Raw genomic sequence first — 20,721 nt, forward strand, 5'->3', positions numbered from 1 at the left:
TAGTATGTACAGTGCGTTCATGAGCACCCCGGAGCGTCTGATCGAGTCCACCCGCGAGCTGCTGTGGGAGCGCGGCTACGTCGGCACGAGCCCCAAGGCGATCCAGCAGCACTCGGGCGCCGGGCAGGGCAGCATGTACCACCACTTCGCCGGCGGTAAGCCCGACCTCGCGCTGGCCGCGATCCGGCGCACGGCCAAGGAGATGCGCGCCACGGCCGAGGGCGTCCTGGGCGGCACCGGCTCGGCGTACGAACGCATCGAGGCGTATCTGCTGCGCGAGCGCGACGTGTTGCGCGGCTGCCCGGTCGGGCGGCTGACGATGGACCCGGACGTCATCGCGAGCGACGAACTGCGCGCGCCCGTCACCGAGACGCTCGACTGGCTGCGGAACCGGATCACCGGGATCGTCGAAGAGGGCCAGGAGCGGGGCGAGTTCGCGGCCACGCTCGATGCGCGGGCGATCGCGGCGACGGTCGTCGCGACGGTCCAGGGCGGCTACGTGCTGGCTCGCGCCTCGGGGTCACCCGCGGCCTTCGACACCGGCGTACGAGGCTTGCTCGCCCTCCTGTTCACCGCCACCACCCCTTCCTCGTAAAGGACTCCACCGACCGTCCCTCGTAAGGGACTTGAAGAGCACAGACGTAAAGGACCTGAAGAGCCGTGCACATCACCCGCAACCGCCCCGACAGTCAGGCGGGCCCCGCCGAGAACTTCACCGGCACGGTGTGGCTGGACGAGATCGCCGCGCCACCGTCCCCCTCCCGGCTGCGCATGTTCAACGTCCGCTTCGCCCCCGGAGCGCACACCGCCTGGCACCGCCATCCGCACGGCCAGGTCCTGCACGTCCTGGAGGGCGAGGGGCTGGTGCAGCGCAAGGGCGGTGAGCCGGAGACGATCCGCGCGGGCGACACCGTGTGGATCGAGCCGGACGAATGGCACTGGCACGGCGCCGCGCCCCGCACCTTCATGACACATCTGGCGGTCGTCGAGGCAACGGACGACGGCACGACCACGCACTGGGACGCGCACGTGGGCGCGGACGAGTATCCGGCGACCGCGAACGCATACCCGGCAGCCTGATCCCGAGGAGAAGCGAACCACCATGCACGCGATGCAGTACGAGATCACGCTCCCGGCCGGCTACGACATGGGCATCATCCGCAACCGAGTGGCGACCAAAGGCCACTTGCTGGACGACTACCCGGGCCTCGGTGCCAAGGCGTACCTGATGCGTGAGCGCGGCGTCGACGACTCCCCCGTGAACCAGTACGCGCCCTTTTACCTCTGGAACACCCCCGAGGGCATGAACTCCTTCCTCTGGGGCCCCGGATTCCAGGGCATCGTCGACGACTTCGGGCGCCCGGAGGTGCAGCATTGGACTGGGCTCGCGTACGCGGAGGGGTCAGAGAGGGCGGAGGGGGCGATGACGAGTGCGTGCGCGAAGGCCGCGATACGGCGCCGCTCTCCTATCCCCGCGGGCACGCACCTGGGCGGCTTGGCGTCGGAACTGGCCGCTGAGACACTGCGGTTGGCCGACGAGCCAGGCTTGATCTACGCTACGGCGGCCATCGACCCGCGAACCTGGGAGATGCTGCGCTTCTCCGTCTGGGACCACGCATCACCCAAGGGACAGGGCGATGTGTTCCAGGTGCTGCATCTGTCGGCACCGGAACGGCACCTGCTCCCCGAGGGTCAGCAGTGGTGAACGCGGTCCGCACGGTCCTCGGAGACATCACCCCGGCGGAGCTCGGCATCTGCGACGCCCACGACCATCTTTTCCTGACGAGCCCTCAACTACCGGGCCAAGAGCTGGACTCAGTCGCGTCCGCCGCCCGGGAGCTCGCGGCTTACCGAGCAGCGGGCGGCGAGAGCCTGATCCAGTGGACTCCGCACGGGATGGGGCGCCGGGCGGGGGACCTGCCCGAGCTGTCAAGAACGTCCGGCGTACGAATCGTCGCGGCAACAGGCCTCCATCAATCACAGCACTACACGCCGGAGTCGCTGGCCCGCCTGCGCGCGGAAGGTCTCGCGGACGTCTTCCTGCGGGAGCTGACCCAGGGCATCGCCGACACCGGTGTACGGGCGGGGCTGATCAAAGTCGCGGGCGGCTTCCACGGCCTGGACGCGCACGCCCGCTGGACGATGGAAGCAGCGGCCGAGGCGCACCGCGGGACGGGCGCCCCCATCGCCGTCCACCTGGAGCTGGGCACGGGTGCACTGGACGTACTCGACCTGCTGTGCGGCGAGTTGGGCGTGCCGCCCGACCGCCTGATCCTCGGCCACCTGAACCGCTCCCCCGACCTCGCGATCCACCACCAGGCAGCCGCGGCCGGCGCGTACCTCGCCTTCGACGGCCCGTCCCGCGCCAACCACGCCACGGACTGGCGCATGCCGGAAGCCGTCCAGACCCTGACCGAGGCAGGCTTCGCCGATCAGCTGCTCCTGGGCGGCGACACGACAACGGCCGGGGCGCGCGCGGTGAACGGCGGTCCCGGGATGCCGTATCTGCTGCGCAGGGTGCGACCTGGGCTCGAACTCGCCGTGGGAGAAGTGGTTGTCGAGCGGATGCTGACCCGGAATCCGGGGCGGGCGTTCGCGGCGAAGTGGGCGTAGGGGGCGGCTACCCACGTCCCGCCGCGTGCACGGGCTTGATGACTCACGTCAGGCCGTGCTCACAGACTCTTCCGAGCCACGGACCGCAGACCACAGGCCCCACCCCAGACAGCTCGCGCGGAGGCTTGTGCTCCTCAGAGAAGGCTCTCGTCGCGAACGACCCAGCCTGCACCCAACTCCCGCCGCAGAGTCCCCAATGCGGCCTGCGCCTGCTGCTTGAAGAGCTGCTGCTCCTCATCGGACCACGGTGACGGATTCGGCGGATAGTCCCAGTCGATCGACGACTGGTACCACTTGGAGAGCCTGGCCAACTCGGCCCGTATCTCCGGACTGATCGGCAGCCGATCCAACTCGCAGGGGTAGCCATACGAACTGTCCATGTCCTCCGGCCACAACGGGGTGTCTACGCCGATCTCGAAGAAGAATCGCAGGTAGTGGATCATGCGGCATCCTCTCAGGGGCGGCAGACTCGGTGCGGACCCGCCCTATCGCCATCACCTCGGAGGTCGGCGTTACCAGTAAATCCAACTAAGGGGTAACCCCGCCTCCGCGTATTGCACTGCCCGTTCCAAAACAGGTAGCGTACCGACCATGGCCCGACCGCGAACCTTCGACGAGGAACGGGCCCTGGACGCGGCGATGCACGCCTTCTGGGCGAATGGTTACGAGGCCACCTCGACCCAGGACCTGTGCGACGCCACCGGCCTGGGCCGCAGCAGCATCTACAACACCTTCAGCAGCAAGCACGAGCTGTTCCAGCGAGCCCTGGCCCGCTACATCGACTCCATGACCTCCACCCAGATCAAGATCCTGGAGGACACCGAGCGCACGCCGATGGAGCGCCTTCGTGCCCTGCTCACCCGCATCGTCGACTCCGAGTTCGAGTGCCGCGCGAGCGGGGACGGAAGCGGGAACAGTGACGGCGACGGCAGCGAAGACGGGGGCAGGGGCGGAGGCGCGGACGGACACAGCATCGGTTGCCTGACCGTCAATACGACCGTGGAGCTCGCCGGGCGTGACCCCGAGGCCGCCGAGTTGCTTGCGCGCGACCTCTCGGTGCGACTTGCCGCCATCAGTGCCGTCGTCCGTGCGGGGCAGAGCGGCGGCGACATCAGCTCGACGCGGGACGCGGGCGACCTGGCCCGCTTCCTGAACGCCGTCATCGGCGGCATGCGGATCTCCGCCCAGGGTGGGGCCGATCGCGCCACCCTGACCGCGATCGGCGAGACGGCGCTGGACGCGTTGAACCACTGACCCGCGAACCCCACTGACCCACGGGCCCCACCGGCTCCACCGGCCCCGCAGCCCTGCCGATCCGCACGCTCAACACCTCACCCCAGCCCTTGCGCCCCACCGCACGCCCCCACGCCCGCGCACCCGCACGCCCTAGTTTTGCACCGCTCAGTACACAACCCGCCACCCCCTCACCACCCCACCCCCGACAGGAGCCCCCATGCCCCGCGCCGTCTACCTCCTGGCCCTCGGCATCTTCGCCATGGTGACCAGTGAGTTCGTGGTCGCCGGTCTGATGCCGCAGATGGCCGACGGACTCGACGCCACGATTCCGGAGATCGGCTACCTGATCACCGCCTTCGCCGCAGCGATGGCCTTCGGCGGGCCCTTCCTCACCGTCGCGTTGCTGAAGATGCGTCAGAAGTCGGCCCTGATGGTCCTGTTCGGCATCTTCCTGGCAGGCAACGTCCTCGCCGCCCTCGCCCCGGACTACCGCACCATGCTGGTGGCCCGCGTCATCACCGGCACCGCGTCGCAGGCCTTCTTCGGCGTCTCCATCTCCCTGTGCGCACAGCTCACCCGGCCCGAAGTGCGGGGCAGGGCCATCGCGGTGGCCCTCAACGGGCTGATGCTGGGCACGCTCCTCGGACTGCCGCTGTCCACCGTCATCGGCGAACACCTGGGCTGGCGGGCCGCGTTCTGGGCCATCACCGCACTGACCGTCCTCGCCGCGCTCGCCACCCTCATCGGGGTACCGCGCGTGGAGCGCGCCGACGACGGGGGCGGTGACCTGCGTCAGGAACTGGGCGCCTTCCGCAACCCCCGGCTCTGGCTGACCCTCACCACCAGCACCTTCGTCATCGGCGCCACGTTCTCCGCGTTCAGCTACCTCAACCCGATCCTCACCGAGATCACCGGCTTCTCCACCGGCACCGTCCCCTTGCTGCTCATCGCGTACGGAGCCGCCACCGTCATCGGCAACACCATCGTCGGCCGGTTCGCCGACAAGCACGCCGTCCCCGTCCTCCTCATCGGCCTGCTGCTGAATCTGGCCTTCCTCGCAGGGTTCGCCGTACTCGCCCAACTGAGCGTCCCCGCAGTGGCGTTGATGATGGGAATCGGACTGGTCGGCGTCACGATGAACCCGGCCCTGATGACCCGCGTCCAGCGCACGGGCAACGCCCGGCCGCTGGTCAACACCGTCCACACCTCGTTCATCACCCTCGGCATCATCATCGCGACGTCCGTCGGCGGACCCGCCATCGATACGTTCGGGCTGCGGGCGCCGCTCTGGATCGGCGCCGCACTCGCCGCGCTCGGCCTCGTCACGCTGCTGCCCGACCTGAAGCGACTGCGCGAGGGCCGAACCAGCCATGCAACAAGGGAAGTCGAGGCACAGGACACTCCCTCCCCGAAGGAGTCCGCCCGCGTCTAGCCCAGCGCCCCGAGGGGGTCGTCGAGCACCGGCTGCCAGGCCAGCTCGGCGGCCCCCACCAGGCTGTTGTGGTCCAGCGTGCAGGCCAGGATCGGTACGCCGCCGCTGCGCCCCCACAGGCTCCGGTCGGCGACGACGGCGCGCAGCCGCTCGGGGTCGGCCTCCAGGAGCGCGCGGTGCAGGCCGCCCAGGATGATGCGGTCCGGGTTGAGGATGTTCACCAGGCCCGCGAGCCCCAGGCCGAGGCGGTCGATCAACTCCTCCGTGGCCGCACGGACCGCAGGGTCGCCGCCCGCGTCACGGAGCACGTCGCGGGCCTGCTGCAGCAACCCTTCGGGGCCGGGCTCGCGGCCGGCCGCGGTGAGGAAGGCCAGCGGGTCCGTCTCGACGTCCAGGCAGCCCCGGCTGCCGCAGTGGCAGGGGCGGCCCTCGGGGTTGACGGTGAGATGGCCGACCTCGAGCGCGAGGCCCGAACTGCCCGTGTGCAGACGCCCGTCGAGGACGAGCGCGCCGCCGACCCCCCGGTGCCCGGTCGCGACGCACAGCAGGTCGCGCGCTCCGCGTCCGGCTCCGTGCCGGTGCTCGGCGAGCGCGGCGAGGTTGACGTCGTTGGCGGCGAACGCGGGCCCCGTGATGCCCGCTTCCCGTACGCAATCGGCGAAGATCTGGCGGACCTGCGAGCCGGCGGGCCACGCCAGGTGCAGCGGGTTGAGGGCGGTGCCCTCCGGCTCGGCGACGGCGGACGGCACCGCGAGGCCCGCGCCCACGCAGCGCCTTCCGGTCTCCCGCAGCAGCTGCGCGCCCGCGTCGATGACCGAGCCGAGAACCTGCGCCGGGTCGGCGTCGATCGTCTCGCAGCCGGGCGCGGTGGCGACGATCCGGCCGCCCAGCCCGACGAGCGCGGCCCGGAATCCGTCGGAGTGCACCTGCGCGGCAAGCGCCACCGGCCCGTCTTCGGCGATGGAAAGGCCGTGCGAAGGGCGGCCCTGGGAACCCGCGGGCGCACTGGGCCGCGCGTCGATCCTGATCAGGCCGAGCGCCTCCAGCTCGGCGGCGACGGCGCCCGCCGTGGCTCGGGTGACACCGAGTTCGGCGGTGAGCACGGCACGGGTCGGGGCGCGTCCGGTGTGGACGAGCTCAAGGGCGGGACCGAGCGCGCCGCGCCCGCGCTCCAGGCGCGTACGCGTGGACAGATCCGCCTCGGTGCGGGGGGCAGCCTTGCCGTTCATGAGGGCGAGTCTCCCATGATCCGTACGTCGCCCCGCCGTTCGCTCGCCATCCGCTCGTGCACCGCTCTTTCCCTGCCCTTCCCCTGCCGCCCCACGAGAACCGTCCGCTCACCGGTGACCGTCGCCTCACAGGAACTGTCTTGTACGCCACGGGTGCGCACCCCTACTCTGCTTTTGTGCCGCTACTAAACAAAACCACGTCCGCAGCGTCGCGGGCCACTCCCCCGAGCCTTTCCCGGCTCCGTGTCGCGCTCACCGTCTTCTTCGCGCTCGACGGCTTCATCTTCGCCGGATGGGTCGTCCGCATCCCCGCCATCAAGGACCAGACCGGCGCATCGGCGAGCGACCTCGGACTCGCACTGCTCGGCGTCTCGGCGGGGGCCGTCATCACCATGACGCTCACCGGACGGCTCTGCCGCCGCTTCGGCAGCCACCCGGTGACCGTGGCCTGCGGGGTCCTGCTGCCCCTGAGCATCGCGCTGCCCCCGCTGACGCACTCGGCACTGTCGCTCGGGCTCGTGCTGCTGGTGTTCGGGGCCGCGTACGGCGGGATCAACGTGGCGATGAACAGCGCCGCCGTGGACCTGGTGGCCGCCCTGCGGCGCCCGATCATGCCCAGCTTCCACGCCGCGTTCAGCCTGGGCGGCATGGTCGGCGCCGGACTCGGCGGACTGATAGCGGGCTCCCTCTCCCCCACCCGCCACCTGCTCGGCCTCACCGTCATCGGCCTGATCGTCACCGCCGTCGCAGGCCGCACCCTCCTGCGCCTCGAACCCCCGGCGCCCGCGGACACCCGGCCGGACACGGACGGCACCCCGCGCCGCCTCGACACCCGCACCCGCCGCCTGGTGATCGTCTTCGGCCTCATCGCCCTCTGCACCGCCTTCGGCGAAGGCGCGCTCGCCGACTGGGGCGCCCTCCACCTCGAACAGGACCTCAACGCCCACCCCGGCCTCGCAGCCGCCGGCTACTCCTGCTTCGCCCTCGCCATGACCATCGGCCGCCTCAGCGGAACCACCCTCCTCGAACGCCTAGGCCAGACCCCCATACTCGTCGCCGGCGGCACCACAGCAGCCATCGGCATGCTCCTCGGCGCACTCGCCCCCACGCTCTGGCTGGCCCTCCTCGGCTTCGCCGTCACCGGCCTCGGCCTCGCCAACATCTTCCCCGTAGCCGTCGAACGCGCAGGCGCCCTCGCAGGCCCCAGCGGCGTCGCCACCGCCTCCACCCTCGGCTACGGCGGCATGCTCCTCGGACCACCCGCCATCGGCTTCATGGCCGACTGGCTCACCCTCCCCAAAGCCCTCACCAGCGTCGCCGTACTCGCCGGCCTCGCCGCGCTGATCGGCTACACCACCCGCCGCTGACGCTGCCGCAAAGCGGGCGTCCACGGACGCAGGGTCTCGCCTCAGCCGGCTCGTTGAGGTGCGCCTTCAGACTCCAGACGTGCACGGTGAGGACGCCGAGTGGGTGTCCGTGGCCCGGCAGGTGCCGGACTAGGCGTCGAACCGCTTCTTGCCGACCTTCTCCGCGACCGTGGTCAGGTACTTCGCCTGCGCATCGGTGGCGTCGGGGGCGGTCCACCCTGTGAACTGCGGCCTGGCGGCCCATGGTCGTCGGTGCCGTCGTCCACCCTCGCACGGACCGGGTACGGCTCCGCTGCGGGGACTACAAACCACGCAGCGCCTCATAGAGATCGTCGTAGATGCTCCAGCAGATGACGCTGCCGTCGTCGTTCAGGCTGCCCATGTACCAGTCGTCGTCATCGAGGACCTTCACTATGCAGAGTTCACCGAACCCGAGGACGAGCGTGGGGTGAAGAAGGTCGTCAGCGGCGTCGTAATACACGACCCTTCGATCTGGGCTGAGCACCTCGGCTCGGATATCCCCGGAGACGTCCCGAATTCGTTGAAGCGTCCATCCGTCCGGCGGCTGGTGGGTTTCCATGTGGCCGATCGTCCCATGGCGAATAGCGCAGTCGGATGGCCGGGAAGCGCGGAGGTTGTCTGCGGAGTGGACACGCTGCGACATGCCCGATCGACGTTCACTGGCACAAACAGGCTGCGGGGTTGATGGGTGTTCGCCGTGAAGGCATCCCTCGGCAGTGAGTCCGAGAGGGGTTCACGGCCCGCGGCAGAGAGAGGGGGACGGCCAGGCGCCGGATGATGCGTGGATCGACCAAGCCGTGGATGTCGGCCCCCAGACCGGGCCAGTACGAGGAGGCCTTCAGCCGAAGCCGAAACGGTCGGCCATCCGGGAGGCCAGTTTCGCGCGAAGACGTGTCAGCCGCTCGATACGCTCGTCGAGTTCCGCGAGCCGCCGCATGCCCACCTCCCCGATCTCACAGTGCTCCGCTTCACCTTCATGATCATGACCGTCGGCGGCGAGCGCGCCCTCCAGCACGTGGGCGAAGCTTCTGACGTCCGCGATGGTGAGGCCCGCCTCCAGCAGTTCGCGTACGGTTCGCAGCCGCCGGACGTCCTGGGCTCCGTACTCCCGGTGACCGGACGGCGCACGCCCGGGCATGAGCAGGCCCTGCTGCTCGTAGTAGCGCAGCGCCCTCGGTGTGAGGCCAGCCGCCGCTGCCGCGTCGCCGATCCGCATGCACAGCCTTCCTGATCCGAGGTCAGAGCTTGACCAGGACAGCACCGACGTGCCGACCCTCTAGAAGCTCGCAGAGTGCCTGTGGGGCCCGGTCGATGCCCAGCAGGCTTGCGTGCGGGACGGTCAGGGTTCCGTCCCGGAGCCCTCGGCCGAACTCATCCTGCCACTGCGGGAGCGCGTCCAGATGGTCGGCCCCCGCGATCCCTCGCAGAGTGATCCCCCGCGAGACGAGGTCGAATGTGTCGATCTCGGTGAGGGTTCCGGCTCCCCCCGCCATCTGCCCCGACAGGCCTCCCACCAGGGCTATTCTCGCCTCCCTGCGGGCCAGCGCCACCGAGGCGCGCAGCTGCTCGCCGCCCACGTTGTCGAAGACCGCGTCGAGACCTTCCGGCGCGGCTTCGCGCAGTTGTTCCTCAACGGTGCCTTCGCCTTCCGTGCGCAATACGACGGCGTCGTAACCCAGTTCCTTCATCAGGTACGCGCCCTTGCGCCGTGTACTCGTACTGCCGATGAGCCGTCCGGCGCCGCGCAGTCGCGCGAACTGGCCCGCCAGCGAGCCGACACCGCCCGCCGCGCCGCTCACGAATACCGTGTCTCCCGGCCGTACGTGAGCCGCCCGTACCACTCCGAGCCAGGCGATGAATCCCTGGGAGAGATGCGCGGTCGGGTCGGGCAGCACGTCGAGGTCCAGGAGCTGTGCGTCCTCCGGGGGCAGCGCGGCGTACTCGCGCCAGCCCAGTCCGTGTTCGACGAGGTCGCCGGGGCGCAGGCCGGAGCCCGGCGGCGCGGTGACCACCTCGGCGACGGCCGGTCCCCACAGGACCGCGCCGGGAACGTATCCGGGCATCGGCAGCTCGACGTCGCCCCGCATGAGGGTGCGCATCACGGCGGTGACACTCATGAGACGGTTGCGTACGAGCAGTTGGCCAGGGGCGGGGGTGGGGACCGGCACCTCGACCACCTCGAAGTGCGCGGGGGTGAGGGTCCCTTGAGGCCGGACGGACAGACGTACCTCGCGGTGGGTGGCGCTGTTGTGACTCATGCCGCGCACGGTAGAACTTGACGTGCACGTCAAGCGCAAGCGGGCGCAGTGCAGGGGACGCGGAGAACAGCCTGGGCAGCACCTGCGAGGCGTTACACACCCGGCCCAGTTCCTCCCGGCTGCGCTGCCGGGGCCGGACACCTCGCCGTGAGCGGGACAGGTTTCGGCGTCGGCCACCGGGCCGCAAAGGCGGATGGCACAACCGGTTACAAGTGGACGGCTTCGGCGGCCGACACGGCGGGCAGGCGGCGGTCCCTGCCCTGGCGCAGGCAGACTCCGGTGCGGCTGGGCCCCCACTCACTCCGGGGGGCCGCACCAGTGCGCCCAGAGATCGCAGAGGAGAGGGTCAACTCAACAGCTACTGAGTCGACTTGAGGAGAATTTCATGCCCAGCCGCCGACGACTCACCACAGCAGTGGCCTGCGCCGTCATGCTTATCGGCTCCGCGGCCGCAGCCACGGGCGCGATCGCAGCACCGGCCCGAACCGCCGTCACGCACCCCCAGCACCAGAGCGGCCGCGGCGCCCTGCTCCACGCCCAGCACCTCTACACCCTGAAGACCCGCGAAGCCGTCGCTGCCGAGCTGACAAAGTCGGGGTTCGACGCCTCGCAGGCGCGGCACGGGGTGGATGCCTACCGCCTCACCTACCGGACGATCGACCCGCAGGGGCGCCCGACCACGGCCAGCGGCCTGCTCGTCCTGCCGCGCGGCCGTGAAGGCCGTCTGCGTGCCGTGTCCTTCGCGCATGGAACCGGCAGCCATCGCAGCGACACGCCCTCGATGCAGCGCGGCACATTCCTGACCGGCCCGCCCGTCACCTACGCCTCGGCCGGGTTCGCCGCCGTGGCGCCCGATTATCTCGGCATGGGTTCGGGGCCGGGCCTGCACCCCTGGATGCACGTCCCGTCCGAGGCGACCGCCTCCCTGGACCTGCTCCGGGCGGTCCGCGCCTTCCACCCTCTCGATCGCAAGGTCCTGGCCACCGGCTTCTCGCAGGGAGCCTCCGCCGCCCTCGGGCTCGGCCGGGCTCTACAGGCGGGCGAGGACCGGTACTTCAGGCTCGGCGCGCTCGCGCCCATCAGCGGTGCATACGACTTCGGCGGAGCCGAGCTCCCGGCACTGCTCGCGGGGGACCTGGACCAGAAGTCGAGCGTGATCTACGCGGCGTACACGTTGGTCGCCTTCAACCGCGTGCACCGCGTGTACGACCATCCCGGTGAGGTTTTCGAGGACCCCTCCGTCGAGGCGCTCTTCGACGGTGAGCACACCGGACGCCAGCTCTTCGAGGGCACACCGGACTCGCTGGACGACCTGCTCACTCCGTACGGCCTGGACCTGTTGGCCCGGCCCCGGGGCGGCCTCGCGGATGCGTTGCGGGAGACGGACAGCGTGTGCCGCGACTGGGCGCCCCGGGTGCCGGTCCGGCTGTACATGGCGGGCGGCGATGAACAGGCGACCACCGCCAATACGGCGCACTGCGCACAGTCCCTGCGGGGCAATGGGGTCGAGGCGAAGGTGGTGGACCTGGGGGCGGTCGACTACGAAGGATCGCGGCATCTGGGGTCGAACGTGCAAGGTACGGCGGACGTGCTGCGCTGGTTCCTGCGACTGGCGTAGGGAATTGCGCCGGTGGTCGATCCGGTCGTGGATGGTCGGCTGAGCTCCGGCTCTGCACCGGTGCCCTGGCTCAGCGCGGCAGCGAGGCCGGCGCGCATGGGGTTGCAACTGCGACCGTCTCGTCGCTAGGTTCCTTGCCGCTCTCCCGTGGCCTCCGGCGTTTCTACGGGCCGCCCGCTCGCTTGTTCATCGTGTCGAGTGTCGGCCAAGGAGCGCCGTCGTGCAGTGCGCGCAGGAGTTCCTCTCCGAAGCGCCTCCCGTTCGGGAACTGGTCGCCACGCTCCCAACGCCACGCGGCGACCATCGCGAGGACGAGCTGCCGGCACTCGTCCAGCAGGCCTTGGTCGACGTTCGGGTAGTGGTCGCGGACCGCCTCGGGGACATGGGCGAGGTCGAACTCGACCGGTCCGCGGCAGCACGTCTCAAGGTCGATGAACAACGGGCCCTGCGTCGTGCTGAGCACATTGCCCGGATGCGGCTCGCCGTGGAGCAGCTGCTCCACGGCGCCGCGGTCGTCGATGGCTCGTCGCAGGCCTGCCAGTCTGCCGCTGAGGAACACGCGGTCCGCGGCGGCGAGCTCCGGCGAGCGATCCGGGTCGGCGACAACTTCTTCCGCCTCCGTGATCCGGTCCGTGAACCGCGGGCTCGGCACATCGACTTTGCGCATGCCGGTGTGCAGCTGCTCCAGCGCCTTGGCGTAGTCGGCTGGTGAGGTGTGCGGGGTCACGGGCTCGTAGTAGGTCCACAGCGTCACCGCGAAGCCATCGCGCGTGTACACACGCGGCTCCACCCGAGGCTCCAAGGGACACATCGGGCATCCGGCCTCGGCGAGCCGCTGCGCGAGCTCGACCTCGAACTGTGCGACCTCTTGCCCCACGGGGGCGACCCGGGCAAAGACCTCGCACGGCGTCAGCCGCAGTGCCAGTTTGTTCGAGTTGTGGAGAACGATCGCGTCGTCGGCCGGCAGGTCGAGCGATGCGGCGACCGAAGTCGCGGCCGCGATCGCACGCGTGACGTCGGTCATCTCCACCCTGGAATCTTGGCACAGATGAGCGAGAGCGGTGCCGAGCGGCGTGGCCAGGTGGCAACCGTCGCGGCTCGGCACAGCTCGCTTCTCGATCCTGTCCGCGAGGGTCGCGGTCGGGTCCTTGTGCAGCGAGCGGAACCGGTGTCCACATGAGGCAGTGTGTCCACATGTCGGCGCTGCGGTACGCGAGTTGGCCGTGTCGGTCCGCCCTTCAACCACCTCCCGTGGCAGCTGGGCAACAAATCTGGCCATGCGTCCCCGCCGCCCAACATCTCGCCTACGCAGGGCTGTTGGACCATGGGTCCAGACCGCTGGCAGACGTTCGCAGGGCCTGTATTCGGCCCACTTTCCGGTTCCGGGAAGCCTCGGGGCCGGCTGTGTCGGGCGGCCTGGAGAACTCCCGTCGTCACAGGTCACAGGGCATGTGTTCTTCGGCAGGGACACCCGCGTGCAGTCACCGATCAGAGGGTCCAGTTACAAAGCTTGAGCACAAAATGCACACAGCCCCTCTACATACCGATTCCGATGGTCTAAATTGACCGTGCTTCAGCTGTTCGGGCACGAAGCGACCAGTAATGATCTTTAGGTCCGGCGCGACATATGGCCAGTGGTCGCGTCCCCGGCAGCGGTCGTGGGGGTGGTCATTTCTTGGGGACCGGAAGGACGTTGGGCGCGGGGAGCGCCCGAGGTCGCGACGGGTTCCGAGGCACCTCGTGGGCGGAGCCGGGTGGTCTAGTCCGGTGCCGCTGGGGTGAGTTGACCACGTAACAGTGCAATGGCCTGGATGGCGTGCACGGGAGGCTGGGGGCCTCTCAAGGGGAGGAACAGCGCGGCGCGGGGGGCGGGGGCGTCTCCCGGGGGAGAGGGACAGTGCTGGGCGATCACGCCCAACCACTGGTGACCTGTGGGGGGTTCTGTGCAGCAGGGGGAATTAGCGAGCCCGTTTCCGTCGGCGAGCGGGCGTCTGACGAACGGGGCAATCAGAGGGCCCGCTGTCGACTGGGAGCAGCGGTACCGACGTACCGTGATCACCAGCGATACCTTGACCACCGCCTTCGTAGTGGCGTCGATCGGCCTCTTCTTCGGGGCCCGGGACGCCGCCAACTGGCATGAGAAGTGGGGCATTCTCGCGTTCGGCACCGAGCTCCTCGTACTGGGAGCGCTCGCGGTCAGCCGGGCGTGGGCGCCGGACGTGCTCGGCCAGGGCGCGGAGGAATTCCGCCGGCTCGGACGTTCGCTGTTCGCGGCGGTCGTCGTCCTCGCGCTCGGCGGCATCGCCCTCACCTCGCGCAACATCAAACTCTGGATCTTCGTCGCGGTCCCCGCCATCGCGCTCGTCACCATGACCGCGCGGTATCTGCTCCGCCTCTGGCTGCACAAACAGCGGAAAGAGGGGCAGTGCCTGCGACCGGTGCTCGCTGCCGGGAGCGTGGCCACCGTGCATGACCTGATCACCCGAGCGCGCAAGTTCCCGCACCTCGGCTGGCGGGTGGAGGCGGTGTGCACGACGGACGGTCTCGGCCTCGACGGTGACCAGCTGGACGGTGTGCCGGTCGTCGGCCGACTGGAAGACGTCGCCAATCACGTCCGGCGCGACGGCTACCGTGTCGTCGCGGTCACACCGGACCCGCACTGGTCGCCTGACCGGCTCCAGCGGCTGGCCTGGAACCTCGAGGGCAGCGAGGCCGAGATGGTCGTGGCCCCCGTCCTGATGGAGGTGGCGGGACCGCGGCTGCATGTCGACGCGGTGCTCGGAATCCCGCTGCTGCGGGTCAGCATGCCGACCTTCACCGGGGGCCGCCGGGTGGTCAAAGGGGTCGTCGACCGATTGGGCGCGGCGATCCTGCTGATGGTGTTCGCGCCGCTGATGGTGCTCGTCGGGCTGCTGGTGCTGATGGACAGCCGGGGCGGTGCGGTGTACCGCCAGCGCAGAGTCGGCAAGGACGGCCGCGAGTTCACCATCTTCAAGTTCCGCACCATGGTCGTCGGGGCCGACCGGGCACGGGCCGCGCTGGCCGACCGCAACGAAGGTGCCGGTCTGTTGTTCAAGCTGCGCCGGGATCCGAGGGTGACCCGGGTGGGAGCAGTGCTGCGCCGGTACTCGCTCGACGAGCTCCCGCAGCTGTTCAACGTACTCGCCGGATCGATGTCGCTCGTCGGCCCGAGGCCTCCGCTGCCGGAGGAGTCCGCGGCGTACGGCCCCGACATCCGGCGGCGGCTCCTGGTCAAGCCAGGCCTCACCGGCCTGTGGCAGATCAGCGGGCGCAGCGACCTGCCGTGGGAGGAGGCGGTCCGCCTCGACCTGCGGTACGTGGAGGACTGGTCGCTCGCCCTGGACACAGTGATCTTGTGGAAGACCCTGCGCGCGGTGTTCTACGGGCAGGGGGCCTACTGATGCGCGGCAATCGCCGTCCGGTCGGCACGTGGACCGCAGGCCGAAAGGGCCTGCCTGGGGGGAAGAGCGGGTCATGAGAGTCAGCGTTTTCGGGCTCGGCTACGTGGGCTGTGTGTCAGCCGCGTGCCTGGCCAGCATGGGGCACGAGGTCATCGGCGTCGACGTGAACCAGGTGAAGGTAGACCTGGTCAACGACGGCAAGGCCCCGGTGGTCGAGGAGAGGATCGGCGAGCTCATCGCCGATGTCGTACGGACCGGGGCGTTACGCGCCACCGGTGACGTACGCGAGGCGATCATGGGCAGCGAGGTGTCGCTGATCTGCGTGGGCACCCCGTCGGAGCCCAACGGCAGCCTGTGCACCACGTACTTGGAGCGGGTCACCGAGCAGATCGGCGCCGCACTGGCCGAGCGGGGCGGGCGGCAGACCGTCGTGTTCCGCAGCACCATGCTCCCGGGCACCTGCCTGAACCTGCTGGTGCCGATCCTGGAGAAGCATGTCGGCGGCACCGCCGGGGTGGACTTCGGGGTCGCGGTCAATCCGGAGTTCCTGCGCGAGGGCACGAGCGTGCGGGACTTCTTCGACCCGCCCAAGACCGTCATCGGCGAGTTCGACCCGGCGAGCGGCGACGCGGTGGCGGCGCTGTACGACGGCTTGCCCGGCGAGGTGTTCCGGGTGCCGCTCCCGACGGCCGAGGCCATCAAGTACGCGGACAACGCGTTCCACGGCCTCAAGATCGGCTTCGCGAACGAGCTGGGCGCGGTGTGCCAGGCGCTCGGGGTGGACTCGCACCAGGTGATCGACGTGTTCCTTGCCGACCGCAAGCTGAACATCAGCCCCGCCTATCTGCGTCCCGGCTTCGCCTTCGGCGGCTCCTGCCTGCCCAAGGACCTGCGCAGCCTGGTCCACGCGGCGCAGCGGGCGGACGTCTCGGTGCCCATCCTGTCGCACGTGCTGCCCTCCAACTCCGACCATCTGCAGCGTGCGGTGGAGCTGGTCGAGCGCACCGGCAAGCGCCGGGTTGGCCTGTTCGGGCTGTCCTTCAAACCCGGCACCGACGATCTGCGCGAGAGCCCGCTCGTCGAGCTGGCGGAGAGACTCTTCGGCAAGGGGTACGACCTCAAGATCTACGACGCCAACGTGAGCATGTCCCGACTGCTCGGTGCGAACCGCGAGTACATCGAGACCCGGCTGCCGCACCTGGCGCAGCTGCTCGCGAACTCCGTCGACGAGGTGCTCGAACACTCCGAGGTGTGCCTGATCGGCACCAAGGATCCGGCCGTGCTTTCGGCACTGCCCCATGGCGAGGGCCCGGTGCTCGTCGACCTCATCCACCTTCCCGACGCCGACGCGCGGCGGGCCGAACCTGGGTACGTGGGCCTTGCTTGGTAACACATCGTTCGATGGAACAACCGGCGGCGACGGGACCAACCGGCGCGCGCTGATCTTGGTGGAAAACCTGTCGGTGCCCTTCGACCGGCGGGTGTGGCAAGAGTGCACGACGCTGCGCGACGCGGGCTGGACGGTGCACGTCATCTGCCCCCAGGGCACCAAGCGGGACACGGAGCCGGAGGCGGTGATCGACGGGGTGCGGATCCACCGCTACCCGTTGCGCGCCGCCACCGGCGGTCCTTCCGGCTACCTGCGGGAGTACGGATCGGCGTTGTGGCACACGGTCCGGCTCGCCCGGAAGGTCGGACCGGTCCACGTGGTCCACGCCTGCAACCCGCCCGACCTGCTGTTCCTGCCCGCGCTGTGGATGAAGCGGCGCGGCGCGCGGTTCGTCTTCGACCAGCACGACCTGGTGCCCGAGCTGTACCTCTCCCGGTTCGACCGCGGCAAGGATCTGCTCTACCGCGCCGTGTGCGCGCTGGAGCGGCGGACCTACCGGGCCGCGGACATCGTGCTCGCCACGAACGAGAGCTACCGGGACGTCGCGGTGCGCCGTGGCGGGCGGCGGCCGGAGGACGTCTTCGTGGTGCGCAGCGCGCCCCAGACCGACCGGTTCCAACCGGTGGACTCCGAGCCGGAGTTGAAGCGCGGCAAGCCTCATCTGCTGTGCTACCTCGGCGTCATGGGCCCTCAGGATGGCGTCGACTACGCCTTGCGGGCCCTGGCGAAGCTGCGCGACGATCTCGGGCGGACCGACTGGCACGCGGTGTTCGTCGGCTCCGGTGACGCCTTCGAGGCGATGGTGGAGCTGTCCCGGAAACTCGGGCTCGGTGAGCAGGTGCAGTTCACCGGGCGCATTCCGGACACCGACCTGGTGCGCTACCTGTCCACCGCGGACGTGTGCCTCTCCCCCGACCCGCGCAATCCGCTCAACGACGTGTCGACCATGAACAAGGTCCTGGAGTACATGGCCATGGGCCGGCCGATCGTCTCGTTCGACCTCCGGGAGGCGCGCGTCTCCGCCGGTGACGCCGCCGTGTACGCGCCCGCCAACGACGAGGGCGAATTCGCCAAGCTCATCGCGCTGCTGCTCGACGATCCGAAGGAGCGGGCCCGGATGGGCGAGATCGGCCAGGAGCGGATCACCGGTGAGCTCTCCTGGCGGAACTCGCAGGTGTCGCTGCTCGCCGCCTACGCCGCCGCCTGCCGTGTCCGCACTTCGAAGCGCGGCCCGGCCCGGATCGGGAGGAGGCCGGGCCGTTGAGCGACGACACGATACGCCTGGTCACCATCGGGCGGATTCTCCGTCGGCGACGGCGGCTGCTGGCCGTCCTCGTCGTGGTGGGCGCGCTCGTCGGCTACGGCACGTCGATGCTGTTCCCGCCGAGATACACGACGTCGACATCGGTCCTCCTGGCAGGGCAGTGGGAGGAGCGCGAGCTGCTGACCCAGGCGGAGATCGCGGCCAGTTCGGCCGTGGTCGACCGCGCGGCAGGCACGCTCGACTGGTCCGGCGTCAGCGACAGCGAGCTGCGGGACCAGGTGAGCGCCACGGCCGCCGACGGGAACATCATCAAGATCTCGGGTACGGCCGAGACCCCGGGGCGCGCGCAGCGGCTCTCCGACGAGGTGGCCCAGCAGTTCGTCACCTTCGCGTCGCGGATCGCGGGTGACACCACCGAGGAGCCGGAGACGGCGACGGGGCCCGAAGCGCTGCGGAAGAAGGTAGCGGAGACCAACCGCCGCATCACCGACCTGGCCAACGCGGCCGATCCGGGGCAGACCGTGGAGAGCGTACAGGCCCGTACCGAGCTGGAGAAGCTGCGCACCGCGCTGCAGGAGGCCATGCAGAAGCTGGAGGAGGCCGACCCGGCGTCCAACAAGGCCGGCATGGTCGTCATGGGGCCCGCGGCCCGGCCGACCGGCGAGGCACCGCCGACGAGGCTGCAACTCACCGTCGGCGGGGCGCTGTTGTTCCTGCTGGTCGCGGTCATCGGGCATCTCGCCGCCGCGCGGATGAGCCGTCGGCTGCGCACCGAGGCTGAGATCGCCGCGGCGCTGGGTTCGCCGCTGCTCGGCACCGTCGACGTGCCCGGCGAGCGGTCCGCGCAACGGCCCAGAGGCCCTGGCCCGTGGGCCAGGGTCCGCTGGCTGCTCGGCGCCGACACCCGGTGGGACATACCGACCCCGCAGGTGTCCGGCGACGAGGCCGCCAGGCAGATCCGCTACCGGCGGCTGTGCGCGCGCCTCCGGACCCACCTGCCCGCGCCCCGGCGCCTGTTGGTCGTCGTACCGGAGGGTGACGAGATCGCCCGCCGGGCCGCCGGGCAGCTGGTGGCCGAGGCCAAGAACGATCCGCTGCTGCGGGTGGTGGACGTCTCGGTGTCCCAGCCGATGGTGCCCGACCGCGACACCGAGTCCGGTGCCCTGGTCGTGCTCAGCGCGGGCAGCTGGACCGCGGTGGAGCTCGGCGGCATCGCCGAGGCGTGTGCGGACGGCCGGCACGAGGTCGTCGGCGTCGTCGTCGCCGGCACCGTACGGGACGGGTCGACGCGGTCGGCCGGCCATCGTGCGGACGATGCCACGCCGGCGCTCGCGGTGCGCGGCCACGCGACGGGAGGTTCGGTGTGACGACGAGTACGCCGACGGAATCGTCGGCATCCGCCCCGCTGCTGAATGTGCAGGGTCTTGTGGTGGCGGTGCGCAGACGTCGCCGCCTCTGGTGCTCGCTTGCCCTCCTGGGGCTGCTGGTCGGCGCGGCGGTGGCGGTCCTGCGGCCGCCGGCGCCCGCCGCGGTGGTCAAGGTCCTGGTCGCGCACAAGGAGGACCAGCCGAACGACACCGGGACGCTGATCCGCACCGACGTAGAGCTGCTGGGGACCACGCGGATCGCCGACCGGGCCCTGCGGTCCCTCAAGTCCTCCGAACTCCCGGAAGACTTCATGCAGGACTACCGAGGGACCGGCTTGACCAACAACCTGCTGCAGATCGATGTGACAGGGGAGAGCGACGCGGACGCGGTGGCCCGCGCCAAGGCGCTGGCGGACGCGTTCGTCGCCGACCACGTGCGGCGGATGCAGGAAGCCGCCAAGGCCGAGGCCAAGGCCCTGCGCGACCAGCGGGACCGGATGCGGGGCGAACTCGCCCAGGTCAACGAGGAGATCGGCGGCAGGTCGCCGGAGAGCGACCCGAAGGCGTCGGCGAGCATCGAGTCGCTCTTCGCCCGCAGGGCCGAACTGACCTCGCGGATCGCCGACTTCGACCAGCGCGCCGAGGAGGCCCGCATGGGCACGCCCCGGCTCGTCGCCGGGACGCAGATCGTGGACGCACCGCGCGCGGTGCAGCACTCCTTGCCCAAGACCGCTGTCACCAACGCCGCGATCGGGCTCGTCCTGGGGCTCGTCCTCGGGCTCGCGGTGGCCGCGGTCGGCACGGTGGTGGCGGACCGCCCCGTGCTGCGCCGGGACATCGCGGCGAACCTGGGCGCCTCGGTCATCGCCGAGCTGCGCCGCGCGCCCCACCGGCGGGCCGGGCCGTGGCGGCGCCGACGGACCCGGGAGGAGCGGGCACGGCTGACCGCGACCCTGGCCCGCACCGTGCGCGGCTCCGCGGAACCGGTGTCCCTGCTCGAACTGGGCTGTGCGCGCGGCACGAGCGTGATCGCCCTGGACCTCGCGAGGGCCCTGGCCGCGGAGGGGCCGGTGCTCGTCGTCGACGGGCTGCCGCGCCCGCGGCTCGCGGGGCGCGGCCAGGAGCCGGGAGACCCGGCCGTGGTCAGCTTCGAGCAGGCGGCGGCCGTGCCGCATCAGGAGCGCCGGATCGGCGTGGGCTCGGTGGCGCCCGGCGCGGCGTGGACCGACCTGCAGTACCTCGGCACCCAGACCGTGCTCGTCGTGCGGGCCGGGCACGGCAGCGCCGCCTGGCTGCACACCGTGGCGCGGCAGCTCGCGGACCTGCTCATTCCGGTGATCGGTGTGGTGCTGATCGACCCCGATCCGCGGGACCGCACGGACGGCACCCTGTGGGACGGGCTGCACACCGCGCTGCGCGGTCGGCAGAACGGGACGGGCCAGCCGCGGACGGAGCGGCCGTCATGGGCACGAGTCCCGGACATCGACCAGGAAGCGCGGTAGAA

General features: G+C 70.5%; 19 protein-coding genes. 13 read left to right on the top strand and 6 right to left on the bottom strand.

Annotated elements, in window-relative coordinates; genetic code table 11:
- Positions 1–19: 19 nt before the first annotated feature.
- The 4 genes from ACIGXX_RS34160 to ACIGXX_RS34175 all read left to right on the top strand — a co-directional run bounded on the left by ACIGXX_RS34160 (position 20) and on the right by ACIGXX_RS34175 (position 2,613).
- Positions 20–595, top strand: coding sequence for a TetR/AcrR family transcriptional regulator (locus ACIGXX_RS34160; RefSeq protein ID WP_361472220.1), 576 nt, complete (start codon positions 20–22; stop codon positions 593–595).
- Positions 596–660: 65 nt separating this feature from the next.
- Positions 661–1,080 carry a cupin domain-containing protein gene (locus ACIGXX_RS34165; RefSeq protein ID WP_361472217.1) on the top strand — a complete coding sequence of 140 codons (420 nt, stop codon included), beginning with the start codon at positions 661–663 and terminating at the stop codon, positions 1,078–1,080.
- A 22-nt stretch (positions 1,081–1,102) separates the two neighbouring features.
- The gene (locus ACIGXX_RS34170; RefSeq protein ID WP_399981553.1) at positions 1,103–1,705 is read left to right on the top strand and encodes a DUF4865 family protein; all 603 of its coding nucleotides are present in this window, start codon (positions 1,103–1,105) and stop codon (positions 1,703–1,705) included.
- Positions 1,702–2,613, top strand: a complete 912-nt coding sequence (locus ACIGXX_RS34175; protein WP_399981556.1) for a phosphotriesterase — start codon at positions 1,702–1,704, stop codon at positions 2,611–2,613. Before ACIGXX_RS34170 ends, ACIGXX_RS34175 begins: the two co-directional genes overlap by 4 nt.
- A gap of 134 nt (positions 2,614–2,747) precedes the next feature.
- Here the strand turns inward: ACIGXX_RS34175 and ACIGXX_RS34180 are convergent, their stop codons facing one another.
- Positions 2,748–3,056 (bottom strand): hypothetical protein, encoded by a 309-nt coding sequence (locus ACIGXX_RS34180; protein ID WP_399981560.1) that lies wholly within the window; start codon positions 3,054–3,056, stop codon positions 2,748–2,750.
- A gap of 148 nt (positions 3,057–3,204) precedes the next feature.
- Here ACIGXX_RS34180 and ACIGXX_RS34185 point away from each other — a divergent pair, with 148 nt between their 5' ends.
- Both ACIGXX_RS34185 and ACIGXX_RS34190 read left to right on the top strand, forming a co-directional pair.
- On the top strand, positions 3,205–3,867 hold the full coding sequence (locus ACIGXX_RS34185; protein WP_351157726.1) for a TetR/AcrR family transcriptional regulator: 663 nt from the start codon (positions 3,205–3,207) through the stop codon (positions 3,865–3,867).
- A 199-nt stretch (positions 3,868–4,066) separates the two neighbouring features.
- The gene (locus ACIGXX_RS34190; RefSeq protein WP_399981564.1) at positions 4,067–5,281 is read left to right on the top strand and encodes an MFS transporter; all 1,215 of its coding nucleotides are present in this window, start codon (positions 4,067–4,069) and stop codon (positions 5,279–5,281) included.
- On the opposite strand, the gene ACIGXX_RS34195 is transcribed toward ACIGXX_RS34190, so the two are convergent.
- Positions 5,278–6,510 (bottom strand): ROK family protein, encoded by a 1,233-nt coding sequence (locus tag ACIGXX_RS34195; RefSeq protein ID WP_351157730.1) that lies wholly within the window; start codon positions 6,508–6,510, stop codon positions 5,278–5,280. The genes ACIGXX_RS34190 and ACIGXX_RS34195 overlap by 4 nt on opposite strands.
- Positions 6,511–6,686: 176 nt before the next feature.
- Here ACIGXX_RS34195 and ACIGXX_RS34200 point away from each other — a divergent pair, with 176 nt between their 5' ends.
- Positions 6,687–7,877, top strand: a complete 1,191-nt coding sequence (locus ACIGXX_RS34200) for an MFS transporter (protein WP_399981569.1) — start codon at positions 6,687–6,689, stop codon at positions 7,875–7,877.
- A 301-nt stretch (positions 7,878–8,178) separates the two neighbouring features.
- Here the strand turns inward: ACIGXX_RS34200 and ACIGXX_RS34205 are convergent, their stop codons facing one another.
- The 3 genes from ACIGXX_RS34205 to ACIGXX_RS34215 form a co-directional block, all read right to left on the bottom strand.
- Positions 8,179–8,457 (bottom strand): hypothetical protein, encoded by a 279-nt coding sequence (locus ACIGXX_RS34205; RefSeq protein WP_351157735.1) that lies wholly within the window; start codon positions 8,455–8,457, stop codon positions 8,179–8,181.
- A 279-nt stretch (positions 8,458–8,736) separates the two neighbouring features.
- Complete coding sequence (locus ACIGXX_RS34210; protein WP_351157737.1) at positions 8,737–9,114, bottom strand: MerR family transcriptional regulator; 378 nt, start codon at positions 9,112–9,114, stop codon at positions 8,737–8,739.
- 22 nt (positions 9,115–9,136) lie between these two features.
- The gene (locus ACIGXX_RS34215; RefSeq protein ID WP_361472197.1) at positions 9,137–10,156 is read right to left on the bottom strand and encodes an NADP-dependent oxidoreductase; all 1,020 of its coding nucleotides are present in this window, start codon (positions 10,154–10,156) and stop codon (positions 9,137–9,139) included.
- Positions 10,157–10,541: 385 nt separating this feature from the next.
- On the opposite strand from ACIGXX_RS34215, the gene ACIGXX_RS34220 reads away from it, so the two are divergent.
- The gene (locus tag ACIGXX_RS34220; protein WP_351157742.1) at positions 10,542–11,774 is read left to right on the top strand and encodes a lipase; all 1,233 of its coding nucleotides are present in this window, start codon (positions 10,542–10,544) and stop codon (positions 11,772–11,774) included.
- A 163-nt stretch (positions 11,775–11,937) separates the two neighbouring features.
- Here the strand turns inward: ACIGXX_RS34220 and ACIGXX_RS34225 are convergent, their stop codons facing one another.
- Positions 11,938–12,804, bottom strand: coding sequence for a phosphotransferase (locus ACIGXX_RS34225; protein ID WP_383826289.1), 867 nt, complete (start codon positions 12,802–12,804; stop codon positions 11,938–11,940).
- 913 nt (positions 12,805–13,717) lie between these two features.
- Between ACIGXX_RS34225 and ACIGXX_RS34230 the strand changes: the two genes are divergently transcribed.
- From ACIGXX_RS34230 to ACIGXX_RS34250, 5 genes are all read left to right on the top strand, one after another.
- Positions 13,718–15,196 (top strand): sugar transferase, encoded by a 1,479-nt coding sequence (locus ACIGXX_RS34230; protein WP_351157743.1) that lies wholly within the window; start codon positions 13,718–13,720, stop codon positions 15,194–15,196.
- A gap of 73 nt (positions 15,197–15,269) precedes the next feature.
- Complete coding sequence (locus ACIGXX_RS34235; protein ID WP_351157746.1) at positions 15,270–16,586, top strand: nucleotide sugar dehydrogenase; 1,317 nt, start codon at positions 15,270–15,272, stop codon at positions 16,584–16,586.
- On the top strand, positions 16,576–17,850 hold the full coding sequence (locus ACIGXX_RS34240; protein ID WP_399981576.1) for a glycosyltransferase family 4 protein: 1,275 nt from the start codon (positions 16,576–16,578) through the stop codon (positions 17,848–17,850). Before ACIGXX_RS34235 ends, ACIGXX_RS34240 begins: the two co-directional genes overlap by 11 nt.
- Complete coding sequence (locus ACIGXX_RS34245) at positions 17,847–19,217, top strand: Wzz/FepE/Etk N-terminal domain-containing protein (RefSeq protein ID WP_399981579.1); 1,371 nt, start codon at positions 17,847–17,849, stop codon at positions 19,215–19,217. The genes ACIGXX_RS34240 and ACIGXX_RS34245 overlap by 4 nt, the downstream gene beginning before the upstream one ends.
- Entirely contained in the window at positions 19,214–20,719 is a 1,506-nt protein-coding gene (locus ACIGXX_RS34250; RefSeq protein WP_383826168.1) for a Wzz/FepE/Etk N-terminal domain-containing protein, read from the top strand. The genes ACIGXX_RS34245 and ACIGXX_RS34250 overlap by 4 nt, the downstream gene beginning before the upstream one ends.
- The last annotated feature ends 2 nt before the right edge of the window (positions 20,720–20,721 follow it).

The sequence above is a fragment of the Streptomyces sp. NPDC055243 genome, from assembly GCF_044544025.1.
In the GTDB taxonomy this organism is placed as follows: Bacteria; Actinomycetota; Actinomycetes; order Streptomycetales; family Streptomycetaceae; genus Streptomyces.

Excerpts from the sequence above, each read along its gene's own strand:
- ACIGXX_RS34210 (WP_351157737.1), bottom strand. The coding sequence starts at position 9,114 with ATGCGGATCGGCGACGCGGCAGCGGCGGCTGGCCTCACACCGAGGGCG.
- ACIGXX_RS34185 (WP_351157726.1), top strand. The coding sequence starts at position 3,205 with ATGGCCCGACCGCGAACCTTCGACGAGGAACGGGCCCTGGACGCGGCG.
- ACIGXX_RS34220 (WP_351157742.1), top strand. The coding sequence starts at position 10,542 with ATGCCCAGCCGCCGACGACTCACCACAGCAGTGGCCTGCGCCGTCATG.
- ACIGXX_RS34195 (WP_351157730.1), bottom strand. The coding sequence starts at position 6,510 with ATGAACGGCAAGGCTGCCCCCCGCACCGAGGCGGATCTGTCCACGCGT.
- ACIGXX_RS34190 (WP_399981564.1), top strand. The coding sequence starts at position 4,067 with ATGCCCCGCGCCGTCTACCTCCTGGCCCTCGGCATCTTCGCCATGGTG.
- ACIGXX_RS34160 (WP_361472220.1), top strand. The coding sequence starts at position 20 with ATGAGCACCCCGGAGCGTCTGATCGAGTCCACCCGCGAGCTGCTGTGG.
- ACIGXX_RS34170 (WP_399981553.1), top strand. The coding sequence starts at position 1,103 with ATGCACGCGATGCAGTACGAGATCACGCTCCCGGCCGGCTACGACATG.
- ACIGXX_RS34215 (WP_361472197.1), bottom strand. The coding sequence starts at position 10,156 with ATGAGTCACAACAGCGCCACCCACCGCGAGGTACGTCTGTCCGTCCGG.
- ACIGXX_RS34235 (WP_351157746.1), top strand. The coding sequence starts at position 15,270 with ATGAGAGTCAGCGTTTTCGGGCTCGGCTACGTGGGCTGTGTGTCAGCC.
- ACIGXX_RS34180 (WP_399981560.1), bottom strand. The coding sequence starts at position 3,056 with ATGATCCACTACCTGCGATTCTTCTTCGAGATCGGCGTAGACACCCCG.
- ACIGXX_RS34205 (WP_351157735.1), bottom strand. The coding sequence starts at position 8,457 with ATGGAAACCCACCAGCCGCCGGACGGATGGACGCTTCAACGAATTCGG.